Source organism: Mycobacterium sp. IDUB_21 (genome assembly GCF_055419425.1).
Genome location: NZ_JBVAXQ010000040.1, coordinates 1 through 433, shown reverse-complemented (window position 1 = coordinate 433; position 433 = coordinate 1). Strand labels below are relative to the sequence as shown.

Genomic DNA, 433 nt, shown 5'->3' with positions numbered 1-433 from the left:
CCCGATCTACACCGCGGCCACCGAAGACGCCGCCGCCCTGGCCCTAGAGGAGTTTCGGGCCCAGTGGGGCACCAAGTCCCCGGGAGCACTGGCCGTCTGGGACCGTGCCTGGGCCGAGTTCACCCCGTTCCTCGCGTTCCCGGTGGAGATCCGCAAGATCATCTACACCACCAACGCCATCGAATCGCTGAACTACCAGCTGCGCAAGGTCACCAAGGCCCGCGGCTCGTTCCCCACCGATGCCGCAGCGATGAAGCTGCTGTATCTGGCCATCCGCAACATCAACCAGAAACGAGGATCAACCACCGGAACCGCAACCTGGGGATGGACCCAGGCGCTGAACGCCTTCGCCATCCAATTCCCCGACCGACTCCCACTCTAACCCAAACATCAATGGCCACAACCACTTACACAGTTATCTTGACAAGCCCAC

Annotated in this window: 1 protein-coding gene; it reads left to right on the top strand. The window is 62.1% G+C overall.

Annotated elements, in window-relative coordinates; all coding sequences use genetic code 11:
* On the top strand, positions 1-382 hold a 382-nt coding region (locus ACZYY4_RS23045; RefSeq protein ID WP_463812337.1), incomplete at its 5' end, for a transposase.
* Positions 383-433 lie beyond the last annotated feature (51 nt).